Below are 13,266 nucleotides of genomic sequence, written 5' to 3'. Positions count from 1 at the left end.
CGACTGGACCGGTTCAGGCCGGCGGCAGCTCCGCCGCCACCATCCGCTCCAGTTCGCAGGCCACCACCATGAGGGGCCCCTCGTCCCGTGCCGCCCGCGCCATCACCAGCGCCCCCTCGATCGCGGCGCTGACCATCAGCGCGATCGCGGTCGCCCGCTCCGGCGCCATGCCGGCCGCGACGAACGCATCTTGGAGCATGCCGTCCCAGGTCTCGAACGCCTCGCGGCAGATCGCGGCCAGATCCGTCAGGGCCGCGGTTCCGTCCAGGATCACCGGCGCCACCGGGCAGCCGAACGCGAAGTCGGTCTCGCGCATCAGCCGGGCCGCCATCTCGGTGTAGCGGCGCACGCCCAAGGTTGGTCCCAGGGCCAGCGCGTCGCCCAGCGCCCGGGTGGTCTCCTCCACCGTCGCCCGGGTCGCCTCCAGCACGAGCTGGTCCTTGCCTCCGGGGAAATGGAAATAGAGCGAGCCGCGCGGGGTCCCGCTCTCGCTCAGGATGTCGTTCAGGCTGGTGCCATGATAGCCGCGATGCTGCAGCAGCCGCGCGGTGGTTTCCAGTATCCGGGTCCGGGTGTCCTTGGGCATGGCGTCCGGTGTAGCTGGCTGGCCAAAATATGACGACCGGTCTATATAATATGATGATCGGTTCATCCTCGTCAGGAAGGGACATCGTCATGTCCACCACCCTCGACGGCCAGGTCACCGGCAGCGCCGCGGAGATCTACGAATCCTTCTTCGTCCCCGCTTTGTTCCAGCAATGGCCGCCGCAGGTCGCGAAGGCGGCCGGGCTGGCGCCCAGCCAGCGCGTCCTCGACGTCGCCTGCGGCACCGGCGTGCTGGCGCGCGAGGCGGCCCGGCAGGTGCAGCCGGACGGCGCCGTGACCGGTCTGGACCGCAACCCGGGCATGCTCGCCTTGGCCCGCCGAACGGCGCCCGGGATCGACTGGCGGGAAGGAATGGCGGAGCAGCTGCCATTCGAGGACAATGCGTTCGACCGGGTCCTGTGCCAGTTCGGCCTGATGTTCTTCCAGGACCGGACAGGTGCCCTGAAGGAGATGAGGCGCGTCCTCCGCCCGGGCGGCCTGGTCGCCGTCGCGGTCTGGGACGCCATCGACCGCTCGCCCGGCTACGCCGCGATGGCGGACCTGCTGGAGCGGCTGTTCGGCCAGCGCGTCGCCGCCGAGCTGCGCGCGCCCTTCATGCTGGGCGACCAGGCGGAGCTTCGTCGCCTGTTCGAGCTGGCCGGCTTGCCGCAGCCCCGGATCGAGACCTGCGCCGGCACCGCCCGCTTTCCCTCGATCGAGGCCTGGGTGCACACCGACATCAAGGGCTGGACCCTCGCCGACCTGATCGACGACGACCAGTACCGCACGCTGCTGCAGGCCGCCCTCCGTGATCTGCGGCCGCTCGCCGGGTCAGACGGCCGGGTCGCCTTCGCCGCGCCCGCCCATCTGGCGACCGCCACCCGCATCTGAGCGGGCGGCGGCGGGCTGGGCGTCCGGATGCTTGGTGGCGGCACCAGCGAGACGTGCCACGTCGGCAGGCCTGCCGCCCGTCCCCTCAGCCGGCCAGCGCCCGGTCGCCGTCCACCGCGCGCCGGTTCATCTCGGCGCGCTCGCGCACCAGTTCCAGGAGCTGCCCCCGCAGCTTGGGATGGCGGGCCAGGAAGGAGCGGAAGTCGCGCTGCTCCAGGACCAGGAACTGGCAGTAGTCCAGGGCGGTGACGTCGGCGGTGCGGCGTCGGCCGCTGAGCAGCGCCATCTCGCCGAAATATTCCCCGGCGTTCAGGCGGATCTCCTGTCCGTGCACCTGGACCAGCACGGTGCCGGAGGTGATGAAGAAGGCGGCGTCCGGGCGGTCGCCGACCCGGATGATCCGCTCGCCCGGCGCCGCCGTGCGCGGCCGCAGGAGCAGCAGGAGTTCTTCCCGCGCCGCCTGGTCCAGGTCGGCGAAGATCGGGAAGCGGTCGGCCAGTTCCTGGAGCCGCAGGCTGTGCGCCTCCTCCCGCGCCAGGCTCCGCCGGCGCAGCGCGTCCAGCTCGTTCTGGATGACGCGCTGCCGCTCCTCGCCGAACCGGTCGAACCAGGGCGCCAGCCGTTGGCGGCCGAACGCGGTCAGCAGGTCGCTGCCGGCAAAGGCCAGGGCGTTCAGGGTGATCGACAGGAGGGCGCCTGCCAGCAAAAGGTCGCGGCCTTCCGGCGGCATCAGCCCGGTGGCGACGCCGAGCCCGGCCAGGATGAAGGAGAACTCGCCGATCTGGGCGAGGCTGGCCGCGACCGAGAGCGCCGTGGCCGGCGGCAGGCGCAGCAGCAGGAGGATGGCGGTGGTGACCAGCGCCTTGCCGAGCGTGATCACCAGCAGCACGACCAGGATCGCCACCGGTTCGCGCAGCAGGATCCCCGGGTCGAACAGCATGCCGACCGACACGAAGAACAGGATCGCGAACGCGTCCTGCATGGGCAGCGAATCGGCGGCGGCGCGCTGGCTGAACTCGGATTCGCTCAAGACCACGCCGGCGAAGAACGCCCCGAGCGCGAACGAGACCCCGAACAGCATCGCCGAGCCGTAGGCGATCCCCAGCGCCAGGGCCAGCACGGACAGGGTGAACAGCTCGCGCGAGCCGGTCCGCGCCACCTGGGTGAGCAGGAACGGCACCACCCGGGGTCCCAGCAGCACCGCCAGCGCCACGAACGCCGCGATCTTGCCGAAGGTGATCACCAGGATCAGCAGGATGTCGCCGCCAGCCTCGCCTTGGCCGTGCAGGACCTCGGCCAGCGCCGGCAGCAGGACCAGGGTGAACACCATCGCCAGGTCCTCGATGATCAGCCAGCCGACCGCCAGATGGCCGTTCAGGCTCGCCAGGGCGTTGCGTTCCTCCAGGGCGCGCAGCACCACCACCGTGCTCGCCACCGACAGGCACAGGCCGAACACCACCCCGGCGCCGGCTCCCCATCCCCACATCCAGGCCAGGGCGATGCCGACCGGGGTCACGATCAGGATCCGGCCCAGCGCGCCCGGAATGGCGATGCCGCGCACCGCCATCAGGTCGCGGGCGGAGAAATGGAGGCCGACCCCGAACATCAGGAGGATGATGCCCATCTCGGCGAGTTGCAGGGCAAGCTCGGTGTCCGCCTCGAGCTCCGGCACCAGCGGTCCCGCCACGATCCCCGCGACCAGATAGCCCACCATCGGCGGCAGGCGCAGCCGGTTGGCCAAGAAGCCGAACACGAAGGCCAGCACGAACGCGACCGCGACCGTGGCGATCAGGGGAACCTCGTGGTGCAAGTTTCCTCCGCCGGTGCTGGAATTTCCTCCTTGTGAACGCCAGGGGCGGACCGGCGCAACCACCAAACAGGTTCAGAACCGCAGCTCGCTGAGCCAGCGCTCGGCCGCCACCACCTCCGGCCGGCGGCCGCGCCGGCGCACCACCAGCAGGTAGCGCCCGCCGGTCGGCCAGTCGGTGCCGAACGGCGCCACCAGCCGGCCATCGGCGAGATAGGGGTCGACGATCGGGGTGCGCCCGATCGCCAGGCCGTTGCCGGCCGCCGCCGCATCCATCAGCACCAGCGAGCTGGCCCGCATCCGCTCGGGCCCGAGCGACGTCAGGGCGCCGGAGAGCCGCTGCCAGTCCTGCCATTCGAGCGGATGGTCCTCGTTGCGCAGCACCGGCACCCTGGCCCAATCCGCCCGGGCGGCGATTGCCGGGGCGCAGACCGGGAAGGCCCGCTCGGCATGGAGGAAATGGCCCTCGCCGGCGACCCCCGCCGACAGGTAGCGGATAGCAATGTCGACCCGCTCGCGCTCCAGCTCGACCAGCCGGGTCACCGGAAGCAGCCGCAGTTCCACCCCCGGCAGCGCCGCCTCGAACGCGGCGACCTTGTCCAGGATCCAGGCCCTGGCCAGGGACGGCGGCAGGGTCAGCACCACCTGCGGCCGCTGTTCGCCGCGCAGCCTGGCCCTGGCCAGGGCGATCCGCTCCAGCGCCGGCGCCACCTCGCCGTGGAACTCGCGCCCGGCCGGGGTGAGGCGCAGGTAGCGGCCGTCGCGCTCGAACAGCGCCAGGCCCAGGTCCGCCTCCAGCTTGCGGATCTGGTGGGTGATCGCGGAATCGGTGACCCCCAGCCGCTCGGCCGCCGGCCCGAGCCGGCCGGCCTCGACCAGTTCGACGAACATCCGGACCGATGGCAGCGGCGGCAGCTTCATGCGGTCGATCGATGCCGGATCCTTGAGCAGGATTCAAGATTGCCCGCATGCTTGTCGATGGTGCGGCCCGGCCGGGCCGGCGATCGTCCTGGCATGACCCAGACTGCCCCCCGCCCCCTCTTCGTCGCGGCCCTCCTGACCGGCCTGATCGCGGCAGTGTTCGGCTTCGGCATCTATCTGTTCCCGGTCCTGCTGCCGGACATGCGGGCCGGGCTCGGCTTCGGCTACGACACGGCCGGGCTTGCCACCGCCATCGCCCAGGCCGGCTTCTTCACCGCGTCGCTCGCCGGCGCCGTCGCGGCCCCCAGGTTCGGCGCGGTGCCCACCATGGCGCTGGCCCTGCTGGCGAGCGTCCTGGCCCTGACGGCGATGGCCGCCGCCAGCCACATCTTCACCGTCATGGCCCTCCTGTTCGTCCTGGCCGGCGCTGCGGCGCTCGGCTGGACGCCGGTGGCGGAGATCGTCCAGGCGACCATCCCGGCCCGCCACCGCGGCCTCGTGCTGGGGCTGGTCTCCAGCGGCACCAGCTACGGCGTGTTCCTGAACGGCGCCCTGGTTCCGCCGGTCCTGGCCATCGCCGGCTGGCGCGGCGCATGGCTGATGATGGCGCTGCTCACCGCCCTGCTCCTGGCCGCCTTCGTCCTGCAGCTGCGTTCCGTCCAACCGGCGTCCCCGGCGAGGCCGGAGGAGCGGTGGGAGCCGGCGGCCGTGCGGCATGGCCCGGTGGTCGTGCTGGTGGCGATCATGTTCGCCACCGGCCTCGCCTGCGCGCCGCTGCAGACCTATCTGGGCGGGCTCCTGCGCGAGGACGGCGGCTGGGACGCCCAGGCGGCTACCCAGGTCTGGTCGGTCCTGGGGGTTGCCGGCATGATCGGCGGGGTGGCCTTCGGCTGGCTGGCCGACCGCCTGTCGGTCCGCCTGGCCCTGGTGCTGGCGGCCACGGTCCTGCTGCTGGCGGTGCTGGGCCTGACCCGGCCGGCGGAGAAGCTGCTGGTCTACCCGGCGATCGCCGGGTTCGGGATCGCGTTCATGGCGATGTTCGGCCTGGTGCCGGCCTATCTCGCCCGCACGGTGGTCGGTGCCGGCGCCACCCGCATGTTCGGCATCGTCAACATGGCGCTCGCGGTCGGCAACATGACCGGCAACCTGGCAGGCGGGCTGCTGCGCGCCTCGACCGGCAGCTTCCTGCCGCTCTACGGGGCGATCGCGGTGGTGGTGCTGGCGGTGCTGATCCTGGCGATCCTGCTGCCGGACGAGCGCCGGGGCACGGTCGCCAAGTCGGCGCACAAAACCGCAGCGTGTCCAGACCCCCCGCACACTCCCTTGTTGCGGGAATGACGCCACAATCCCGCTCAAGGGCTACAACCCGTTTTCTTGCGGCGTTGCGATGGCTTGCGCCTGGATGTTAACTCTTGCTTTGCATCCATGAACGCAGCGAGCAAGAAGCCTCCATCCCGATGAGTCGTTCCCGCCTGGACAGTCTTGGCGAATTTCCGTTCCGCCGCTTGGCCGGGCTGCTCGCGGACAAGGTCCCGTCGCCGGCCGGGCCGGTCCTCGATCTGGGCATCGGCGAGCCGCAGCATGCCGTGCCGCCGATCCTGGCCGAGAACGTCGCCCGCCACGCCGCCAGCTGGAACCGCTACCCGCCGCCGACCGGGACGCCCTCGTTCCGCCGCACGGTGGCCCGCTGGCTGGCACGGCGCAACGCGCTGTCCGAGACCGTGCTCGACCCGGACCGCCATGTCCTGCCGGTGGCCGGCACCAAGGAGGCCCTTTATCTGGCGGCCCAGCTGGCCGTCGACCGGGCCGGCCGCAGCCGCCCCGCGGTGCTGATGCCCACCCCGTTCTACGCGGTCTACTATGGCGCCGCATCCATGGCCGGGGCCGAGCCGGTGCTGCTGCCGGCCAGCGCGGCGAGCGGCTTCCTGCCCGACCTGGACGCGATCGGGCCGGAGGTCCTGGCGCGGACCGCCGCCTTCTACCTGTGCAGCCCGGCCAACCCCCAGGGCGCCGTGGCCGACCGCGCTTATCTTGCGAAGGCGATCGGCCTGGCCCGCCGCCACGGCTTCGCGCTGTTCCTGGACGAGTGCTATTCTGAGCTCTGGGACAAGGAGCCGCCGCCCGGCGGCCTGGATGTCGCCCACCACGACACCGGCAGCCTCGACCAGGTCCTGGTGTTCCAGTCGCTGAGCAAGCGCTCGAACGCCGCGGGGCTGCGCTCGGGCTTCGTCGCCGGCGATCCCGCCCTGGTCCAGGCCTTCGCCAAGCTGCGCGCCTACGCCGCCGCCACCCAGCCGATCCCGCTCATGGAGGCGGCCGAGGCCTTGTGGAACGACGAGGCCCATGTCGAGGAGAACCGGCGGCTCTACCGCCAGAAGTTCGACGTGGCCGAGCAGCGCCTGTCCGGCCGGTTCGGATTCTTCCGGCCGGCCGCCGGGTTCTTTCTCTGGCTGGACGTCGGCGACGGCGTCGCCGCCACCGCCAGGCTCTGGACCGAGGCCGGGCTGAAGGTGCTGCCCGGCGCCTATCTGGACGGGCCGGCGCCGATCTCCGCCCCTTATGTCCGACTGGCCCTGGTCCACGACCTCGGGACGATCGCCGATGCGCTCGACCGCTTCGTCGCCACCCTCGCCCCGGACGACCGTCCGGCCGGAAGATCCTGACATGGCCGCGATGCTCGAACGCCTCGACCAGGACCGCCCGCTCGCCGGCCTGATCGCCACCGCCCGCCGGCTGGTGATGGGCCTGTTCTGGCTGGCGGCGGCGATCCTGCTGGCGGTAGCCGTCTGGGGTTTCAACCCGGCGGATCCGTCCTTCAACACCGCGACCAGCGCCACCCCGGTCAACCCGCTCGACCTGTTCGGCGCCTACACCGCCGACCTCGCCCTGCAGTTGTTCGGCGTCGGCATCTGGCTGCCGATCGGGGTGTTTGCCGCCTGGGGGATCCGGCTGATCGCCGACAAGCCGTTCCACCATGTCTGGATCGCCTCGACCGCCCTGCCGCTGGCGCTGCTGGGATTCTGCGCCTTCCTGGCGACCCAGCCCCAGCCTGATGCGGCGAGCTGGCCGCTCCGGGTGGGCCTGGGCGGATTCGTCGGCCGGTTCCTCTACGAAACCCTCCACCCCATGCTGGGCGGCGCCGCCTATGGCTGGGCCGCAGTGGTGGTGACCCTGCTGGCCGGGGTCGTGGCGTTCGGGGTGCAGCTGGTCGAGGGGAACTGGAGCGTCCTCGGCCTGCTTCGGCCCCGCCGCAAGGCCCGGGTCGCCGCACGCGCCGAGCTGGCGGACGAGGTCCAGCGCCCGCGGGGGCCCGGACTGGTGCAGCGGGTGGCGACCGGCGCGAAGGCCATGGCCGCGCGGACAACTGCCCTGTTTCGACGAAACGAACCCGAGGCGCCGGTCCGCCCGCGCCGTCCGGGCGTCCGCCGGCCCGAGCCCGAGCCGTTTTCCGATGTGTTCGACGACGAGGATTACACAAACGAACCCGAGCCGGCACCGGCCAGGCCTGCCCGCAGCCGGACCCGCGCCCAGGCACAGCCGCAGCGGCGTCCCCAGCCTCCGGCGCCGGTGGACGATTTTAGGCCGGACGCGGACGAGGCGGACGACGACGAGCGGGACGACGAGCCCTACGAGGCGCCAGTCTACCCGCGCAGCGCCGATCCGGCCCGCCCGGCGGGCAGGCCCGCCGCTCCGGCCCCGGTGCGCGAGCCGCCGCCGCCCGTGCGCGACACCCGCCCGCCCCAGCCCAAGCGCAACGTCCAGCCGTTCGACGACGAGTTCGAGCTGCCGGACCTGGAGTTCCTGACCCCGCCCAAGCACAAGCCCGGCGCTGCGATCACCAAGGAGAAGCTGCACGAGGTCAGCCGTCAGCTGGAAACGGTGCTGGACGATTTCGGCGTGCGCGGCGAGATCACCGACGCCAAGCCCGGCCCGGTGGTCACGCTTTACGAGCTGGAGCCCGCTCCCGGCACCCGTGCCGCCCGGGTGATCAGCCTGGCCGACGACATCGCCCGCTCCCTGTGCGCCCTGTCGGTGCGCGTCGCGACCGTGCCCGGCCGCAACGTGATCGGCGTGGAGCTGCCCAACGACGTCCGTGAGACGGTGTTCCTCAAGGAGCTCCTGGACAGCCCGCAATACACCGACACCTCGGCGCGGCTGGCGCTGGCGCTGGGCAAGGACATCTCCGGCAAGCCGATCATGGTCGATCTGGCCCGGATGCCGCATCTGCTGATCGCCGGCACCACCGGGGCCGGCAAGTCGGTTGCGATCAACGCGATGATCCTGTCGCTGGTCTACCGGCTGACGCCCAAGCAGTGCCGGATCATCATGATCGACCCGAAGGTCATCGAGCTTTCGGTCTACGATCACATCCCGCACCTCCTGGCCCCGGTGGTGACCGAGCCGGGCAAGGCGGTGGTGGCGCTGAAATGGGTCGTCCGGCAGATGGACGAGCGCTACCGGCTGATGTCGCACTTGGGCGTGCGCGACATCTTCGCCTTCAACCGCCGGATCGAGGCGGCCAAGGCCCAGGGCGAGAGCCTGAGCCGGCGGGTGCGCACCGGGTTCGAGCCGAACACCGGCGCGCCGATCTTCGAGGACCAGCCGATCGAGATGAAGTCGCTGCCGCTGATCGTCGTGATCGTCGACGAGGTGGCCGACCTGATGCTCACCGCCGGCAAGGAGATCGAGAACGCCATCCAGCGCCTTTCACAGAAGGCCCGCGCCGCCGGCATTCACCTGATCGTCGCGACCCAGCGGCCTTCGGTGGACGTGCTGACCGGCGTGATCAAGGCCAACCTGCCGTCGCGGATCAGCTTCCGGGTGTCGTCCAAGATCGACAGCCGCACCATCCTGAGCGAGCCGGGTGCCGAGCAGCTGCTCGGCCAGGGCGACATGCTGTTCATGATGCCGGGCGACCGGATCCTGCGCATCCACGGGCCGCTGGTCACCGACGACGACGTGGCCCGGGTGGTCACCCACCTCAAGGCGCAGGGCGAGCCGGACTATGTCGACGCGGTCACCGACGAGGCCGGCGGCGACGAAGGCGGCGGGGGCGGTGACGGGTCGGCCCAGGGCGCCATGTTCGGCGGCGGCGATGGCGGCGGCGATTCGATGTATCAGGAAGCCGTGAAGGTGGTTGCCCGGGACGGCAAGGCCTCCACATCCTACCTGCAGCGCAAGCTCAACATCGGCTACAACACCGCTGCCAAGCTGATCGAGCGGATGGAGCAGGACCGCCTGATCACGGCGGCCGACCATGTCGGACGCCGCCAGGTCCTGATGGGCCGCGGCGGCGTGGACGGCGACGAGCCGATCGAATTCTGAGGCCCGCTCCGGGAAGGGTGAACGTTGACCTCACGCCGTCTGTTTCTTTCGACCATCCTGGCCGGCCTGACCGTGCCTGCCCTGGCCCGGGCGGCGCTCTCCGGGGCGCAGCAGGCCGCGGTCGACCGGGTCACCGACTGGATGAAGGGGCTGAAGACGCTCTCCGCGACCTTTGTCCAGATCGCCCCCAGCGGCGCCTTGACCACCGGGCGGTTGTGGATCCAGCGGCCGGGCGAGATGCGGATGCAATACGATCCGCCGGCCAACATCCTGCTGGTGACCACCGACTGGCGGCTGGTGTTCTATGACGGCACCACCAAGCAGGTGAACTACATCCCGGTCGCCCAGACGCCTCTGGGCTTCCTTTTGGCCAGGAACCCGGATTTCGGCGACGAGGTGCTGATCCGCGATGTCGAGGTGACCGGCGGCGAGATCCGGATCACCGCCTTCAGCAAGGGCAACGAGGACCAGGGCTCGGTCCAGCTGGTGTTCGCGGAAAAGCCGGTCGAGCTGCGGCGCTGGACCGTGTTCGATCCGGGCGGGACCAAGACGGTGGTGACCCTGTCCGATGTCCGGACCAACCAGGACATCGACCAGGAGCTGTTCGTCTGGCGCGATCCGCAGCTGTTCGGCTACCCCGACCTGGACTGAGCCGGAACCGCGGCAGGCTGGAGATCCTTCGTGCACGACCTTGTCTTGCTGGCCGGCCTGTTCGTCAGCGCCTTCAGCTCGGCCACCATCCTGCCTGGCAGCTCCGAGGTGGTGATGCTGGGCCTGATGACCCAGGGCATCGGCGTGGTGCCGCTCTGGCTCGTCGCCACCGCCGGCAATCTCGTCGGCTCGGTCCTGTCCTGGTGGATGGGCACCGCGATCCTGCGCTTCCAGGACCGCAAATGGTTCCCGGTGAGCCCGGACCAGCTGGCCCAGGCGCAGGGGTGGTTCGGCCGCTGGGGCAAGCCCGCCCTGCTCCTGACCTGGCTGCCCGGCGTCGGCGACGCCCTGTCGATCGCGGCCGGCACGCTGCGCGTCCACCTGGTCCCGTTCCTGGTCCTGGTCGGGATCGGCAAGGGCCTGCGCTATGCCGCGGTGCTGGGCGGCGGCGACCTTTTGGGCGTCGACACGTTCTTCCAGTGAAGGCTTCCAGTGCGGCGGCCCTTCTACCGGGGCGCCCTGCGTGGCATCAGGGCGGCAGGTTCCTGGAGGTTCGTCGCATGCAGTTGATCACGTTGCCGCTCAGCCCGTTCGGCCGCAAGGCGCAGATCGTGGCCCTGGAGAAGGGGCTGGACATCGAGATCGTCGCGCCGACCGCGCCGACGGCGCTGTTTCAGGACCCGCTGGTCGTCGCGAAGAACCCGCTGGCCAAGATCCCGACCCTTTTGCTGGGCGACGGCACCCCGATCTATGACAGCCCGGTGATCTGCGAGTACCTGGATTCGCAGGGCAGCGGCCCGAAGCTGCTGCCGGACGGTGGGGAGCGCTGGCCGGTGCTGGTCCGCACGGCCCTGGCCGACGGGATCATGGACGCGGCGGTCGCCTCCCGCCAGGAGAGCATCCGCCCGGACGGCGAGCGTTCGCAGGCCTTCATGGACAAGCAGAGGGACGCGATCCTGCGCGCGGTGGCCGCCGCCGAGGCCGACCTTCCGGCCTTCGCCAACACGCTCCGCCTGGACTCCATCGCGATCGCGGTGGCGCTGACCTATCTGGGCCTGCGCCATCCCGGCATCGACTGGCGCGGCCCTGCCCCCAGGCTCGCCGCTTGGCATGAGCAGATGGAGCGCCACCCCTCCTTCGTCGCGACCAGGCCCGCCGTCTGACCCGCAGGCTCGCCGGCCGCCTGCGGGCGGCACGCGCTGCCGGGGTGACGGGCCAGCATGGCCATGCCTATGGTCCGGACGGATCGATCACACTCGGAGTTCGACATGCTCTTCATCATCCGCGCCGAGGACAAGCCCGGCGCCTTGGCGCGCCGCCTGGAAGTGCGCCCGGTGCACCTGGAATATCTCCAGTCGAAAAAGGACGTGATCAAGGTCGGCGGCGCCATCCTCGACGACAAGGGCGACCCGATGGGCAGCGTGCTGATCGTCGACGTCGCCGACAAGGCGGCCGCCGAGGCGTTCGCCAAGGGCGACCCCTTCTCCACCGAGGGCGTGTTTGCCTCCTTCACCGTCACTCCCTACCGCGCCGCCCTCGGCGAATGGCTGGGCTGACTGGCCGATGGCCCATTGGCTGATGAAGACCGAGCCCGAGGATTATTCCTGGGACCGGCTGGTGGCGGATGGCGAGACCGAATGGGGCGGTGTGCGCAACCACCAGGCCGCGCGCAACATGCGCACGATGGAGGAAGGCGAGGAGGTCTTCTTCTACCGCTCGGTCGTGCAGCCGGCGGTGATCGGGATCATGACGGTCTCGAAAGGCTGGTATCCGGACGAGCACAACCAGCCCTGGTGCCTGGTCCGGCTGAAGCCCAAGGCCAGGCTGCCGCGCGAGGTCCCGCTCTCGGCGATCAAGGCCGAGCCGGATCTCGCCGGCATCGCCCTGATCCGCCAGTCCCGGCTCTCGGTCATGCCGGTCACCGACGTCCACTGGCAGAAGATCCTGCACCTGGGCGGGATGTGAGCCGCCCTCCCTCGTCCAGGCCAGCACCGGGATGATCCCGGGGATCGACCACTGGCGCCTGCGGGTGCTGCCGGCCCTCCTGGTCGGCGGCATCGGCGGTGCGGTGTTTGCCCTGCTGCACATCCCGCTTGCCTGGATGCTGGGGGCCCTGTTCGCCACCACTCTGGCCGCCCTGGCCGGCTTCCGCCTGGACGTGCCCAACACGCTGCGGGCTCCCCTGGTGGTGGTGCTGGGCGTGCTGGTCGGCTCCTGGTTCACCCCGGACATGGCCGGCCATGTCGGGCGCTGGTGGCCGAGCCTGCTGGCGCTCGTCCCCTATATCGCCATCACCACCGTGGTGACCGCCCTCTGGTTCGTGAAGGCCGTCCGCTACGACCCGATCACCGCCTTCTTCTGCGCTGCCCCGGGCGGCTTTTCCGAAATGGTGCTGGCGGGAGAGCGCGCCGGCGGCGACCTGCGCCGGATCGCCCTGATCCATGCGATCCGCGTGCTGGTGGCGGTCAGCCTGCTGCCGGGCTTTGCCTGGATCATGGAGGCCGAGGGCGCCGGCTCCGCCTCCCTGTCCATGCCGGTGGCCGGGCCGTACGACCTGGTGCTGCTGGTGCTGTGCGGGGTGGTCGGCGGCACGCTTGGCGCCGTGCTGCGCCTGCCGGCCGGGCCGCTGCTGGGCGGCATGGTGGTGAGCGGCGCCGCGCACATGGCCGGCCTCGTCCATGGCGCCCCGCCGTTCTGGAGCGTCGCCCTGGCTCAGCTGGTGATCGGGGCCGCCGCCGGCTGCCGCTTCACCGGCACCGACCCGCGCATGGTCCTGCGCACCCTGGGCGACAGCGTCCTGTCGACCACGCTGATGCTGCTCCTGGCGGGCCTCGCCGCCTGGACGCTGCACCTCCTGACCGGCCTGCCCTTCCCTGCCCTGCTCCTGGCGTTCATCCCGGGCGGTGTCGCCGAGACCAGCCTGATCGCGATCGTCCTCGCCATCGACCCGGCCTTCGTCGCCACCCACCACATCCTGCGGATCGCCATCATCGTGGTGGCGGTCCCGCCGGCCTGGCAGCTCTGGGCCCGCCTGCGGCGCCCTCGCGCGGGCGGGCGATGACCCGCAGCTTCGATCCGCACCCCCC

General features: G+C 71.1%; 13 protein-coding genes. 10 read left to right on the top strand and 3 right to left on the bottom strand.

Translation table 11 applies throughout. The annotated features are described in order from the left end of the window. Positions 1–13: 13 nt before the first annotated feature. Entirely contained in the window at positions 14–586 is a 573-nt protein-coding gene (locus tag GEMRO_RS0113050; RefSeq protein ID WP_027134345.1) for a TetR/AcrR family transcriptional regulator, read from the bottom strand. Positions 587–675: 89 nt separating this feature from the next. On the opposite strand from GEMRO_RS0113050, the gene GEMRO_RS0113045 reads away from it, so the two are divergent. Next, positions 676–1,476 (top strand): methyltransferase domain-containing protein, encoded by an 801-nt coding sequence (locus tag GEMRO_RS0113045; RefSeq protein ID WP_035485279.1) that lies wholly within the window; start codon positions 676–678, stop codon positions 1,474–1,476. An 85-nt stretch (positions 1,477–1,561) separates the two neighbouring features. Here the strand turns inward: GEMRO_RS0113045 and GEMRO_RS0113040 are convergent, their stop codons facing one another. Both GEMRO_RS0113040 and GEMRO_RS32665 read right to left on the bottom strand, forming a co-directional pair. Next, on the bottom strand, positions 1,562–3,286 hold the full coding sequence (locus GEMRO_RS0113040; protein WP_027134343.1) for a cation:proton antiporter domain-containing protein: 1,725 nt from the start codon (positions 3,284–3,286) through the stop codon (positions 1,562–1,564). A gap of 72 nt (positions 3,287–3,358) precedes the next feature. After that, positions 3,359–4,204 (bottom strand): LysR family transcriptional regulator, encoded by an 846-nt coding sequence (locus tag GEMRO_RS32665; RefSeq protein ID WP_027134342.1) that lies wholly within the window; start codon positions 4,202–4,204, stop codon positions 3,359–3,361. Between the two features lie 93 nt (positions 4,205–4,297). On the opposite strand from GEMRO_RS32665, the gene GEMRO_RS0113025 reads away from it, so the two are divergent. From GEMRO_RS0113025 to GEMRO_RS29435, 9 genes are all read left to right on the top strand, one after another. Beyond that, complete coding sequence (locus GEMRO_RS0113025) at positions 4,298–5,542, top strand: MFS transporter (RefSeq protein WP_169728384.1); 1,245 nt, start codon at positions 4,298–4,300, stop codon at positions 5,540–5,542. 119 nt (positions 5,543–5,661) lie between these two features. Beyond that, the gene (locus GEMRO_RS0113020; protein ID WP_027134340.1) at positions 5,662–6,867 is read left to right on the top strand and encodes an aminotransferase class I/II-fold pyridoxal phosphate-dependent enzyme; all 1,206 of its coding nucleotides are present in this window, start codon (positions 5,662–5,664) and stop codon (positions 6,865–6,867) included. 1 nt (position 6,868) lies between these two features. After that, positions 6,869–9,529, top strand: coding sequence for a DNA translocase FtsK (locus tag GEMRO_RS29445; protein ID WP_051329026.1), 2,661 nt, complete (start codon positions 6,869–6,871; stop codon positions 9,527–9,529). A gap of 24 nt (positions 9,530–9,553) precedes the next feature. Then, entirely contained in the window at positions 9,554–10,180 is a 627-nt protein-coding gene (locus tag GEMRO_RS29440; protein ID WP_051329025.1) for a LolA family protein, read from the top strand. 30 nt (positions 10,181–10,210) lie between these two features. Further along, entirely contained in the window at positions 10,211–10,663 is a 453-nt protein-coding gene (locus GEMRO_RS0113005; protein WP_035485276.1) for a YqaA family protein, read from the top strand. A gap of 77 nt (positions 10,664–10,740) precedes the next feature. Beyond that, on the top strand, positions 10,741–11,343 hold the full coding sequence (locus GEMRO_RS0113000; protein WP_027134338.1) for a glutathione S-transferase N-terminal domain-containing protein: 603 nt from the start codon (positions 10,741–10,743) through the stop codon (positions 11,341–11,343). Between the two features lie 105 nt (positions 11,344–11,448). Next, positions 11,449–11,736, top strand: coding sequence for a YciI family protein (locus GEMRO_RS0112995; protein WP_027134337.1), 288 nt, complete (start codon positions 11,449–11,451; stop codon positions 11,734–11,736). Between the two features lie 7 nt (positions 11,737–11,743). Next, positions 11,744–12,145 (top strand): EVE domain-containing protein, encoded by a 402-nt coding sequence (locus GEMRO_RS0112990; RefSeq protein ID WP_027134336.1) that lies wholly within the window; start codon positions 11,744–11,746, stop codon positions 12,143–12,145. A 31-nt stretch (positions 12,146–12,176) separates the two neighbouring features. Beyond that, entirely contained in the window at positions 12,177–13,241 is a 1,065-nt protein-coding gene (locus GEMRO_RS29435) for an AbrB family transcriptional regulator (protein ID WP_035485273.1), read from the top strand. Positions 13,242–13,266 lie beyond the last annotated feature (25 nt).

It is taken from the genome of Geminicoccus roseus DSM 18922, assembly GCF_000427665.1.
Taxonomy (GTDB): Bacteria; Pseudomonadota; Alphaproteobacteria; order Geminicoccales; family Geminicoccaceae; genus Geminicoccus; species Geminicoccus roseus.
The sequence above is the reverse complement of the archived record's forward strand: the minus strand, read 5'-3'. Positions and strand labels throughout refer to the sequence as shown.

What these genes read in the sequence shown, in the direction of transcription:
- GEMRO_RS29435 (WP_035485273.1), top strand. Translation starts at nt 12,177, where the DNA reads ATGATCCCGGGGATCGACCACTGGCGCCTGCGGGTGCTGCCGGCCCTC.
- GEMRO_RS0113050 (WP_027134345.1), bottom strand. Translation starts at nt 586, where the DNA reads ATGCCCAAGGACACCCGGACCCGGATACTGGAAACCACCGCGCGGCTG.
- GEMRO_RS0113025 (WP_169728384.1), top strand. Translation starts at nt 4,298, where the DNA reads ATGACCCAGACTGCCCCCCGCCCCCTCTTCGTCGCGGCCCTCCTGACC.
- GEMRO_RS0112995 (WP_027134337.1), top strand. Translation starts at nt 11,449, where the DNA reads ATGCTCTTCATCATCCGCGCCGAGGACAAGCCCGGCGCCTTGGCGCGC.
- GEMRO_RS0112990 (WP_027134336.1), top strand. Translation starts at nt 11,744, where the DNA reads ATGGCCCATTGGCTGATGAAGACCGAGCCCGAGGATTATTCCTGGGAC.
- GEMRO_RS0113020 (WP_027134340.1), top strand. Translation starts at nt 5,662, where the DNA reads ATGAGTCGTTCCCGCCTGGACAGTCTTGGCGAATTTCCGTTCCGCCGC.
- GEMRO_RS32665 (WP_027134342.1), bottom strand. Translation starts at nt 4,204, where the DNA reads ATGAAGCTGCCGCCGCTGCCATCGGTCCGGATGTTCGTCGAACTGGTC.
- GEMRO_RS29445 (WP_051329026.1), top strand. Translation starts at nt 6,869, where the DNA reads ATGGCCGCGATGCTCGAACGCCTCGACCAGGACCGCCCGCTCGCCGGC.
- GEMRO_RS0113045 (WP_035485279.1), top strand. Translation starts at nt 676, where the DNA reads ATGTCCACCACCCTCGACGGCCAGGTCACCGGCAGCGCCGCGGAGATC.
- GEMRO_RS0113000 (WP_027134338.1), top strand. Translation starts at nt 10,741, where the DNA reads ATGCAGTTGATCACGTTGCCGCTCAGCCCGTTCGGCCGCAAGGCGCAG.